The 668-nt window shown below is 45.5% G+C and carries 1 protein-coding gene; it reads left to right on the forward strand.

The window, feature by feature from the left end; translation table 11 throughout:
* On the forward strand, positions 1 to 668 hold a 668-nt coding region (locus ABN764_RS29500; RefSeq protein WP_446673866.1), incomplete at both ends, for an S-layer homology domain-containing protein.

Consider the following 668-nt stretch of genomic DNA (forward strand, 5'->3'; position numbering starts at 1 on the left):
GTATTCAATGTTGCGACCGCAGAGCGTCTGTTCCAATCGCAACCGTTTATCGTCATTCGTCTGGCGAAAGAGAGTAACGGCGGATATCGTGTACAATTTCAAAATGAGCAAGAGCAGGAGCTTTCGGGCATACCAAGTAATATTCAGCTCATTCTGCCTACTAGCCAAATCGATGCGACAAATACAAGTGTGTTCTATGTGAATGGGAAAGTAAAGGAGCCGATCGGCGGGAAGTACAATCCGTCCAAAAACGGCATGGAAGCGGAAATTAATCGTTCTGGAACCTATCTTGTAGAAGAGAATTCAAAATCATTCCCAGATATGAACGGCAGAGATCCAGAGTTGATGCAAGCGGTACAATTTTTAGGCTCCAAAGGAATCGTTTCTGGAAAAGGCAACGGCAATTTTATGCCCGATTCTCTGCTAACCCGTGCAGAGTTCACGACGATGCTGGTCAAAGCGTTTAACGCTATGGATGAAACGGCGAAGGAAAGCTTCTCGGACGTGGAGCCACCGCAATGGCATTATCCATTTATCGCTTCTTCCGAAAAAAATCATATTGTAGAAGGTTATCCTGACGGCACCTTTAAGCCGGATCGTACGATAGAGCGGCAAGAAATGACCGCTATTGGCGCAAGATTCCTGCATGAGAGGAAGCATTATTATTA

Origin of the sequence: Paenibacillus wuxiensis (assembly GCF_040195695.1) — a bacterium.
GTDB lineage: Bacteria > Bacillota > Bacilli > Paenibacillales > Paenibacillaceae > Paenibacillus_B > Paenibacillus_B suaedae.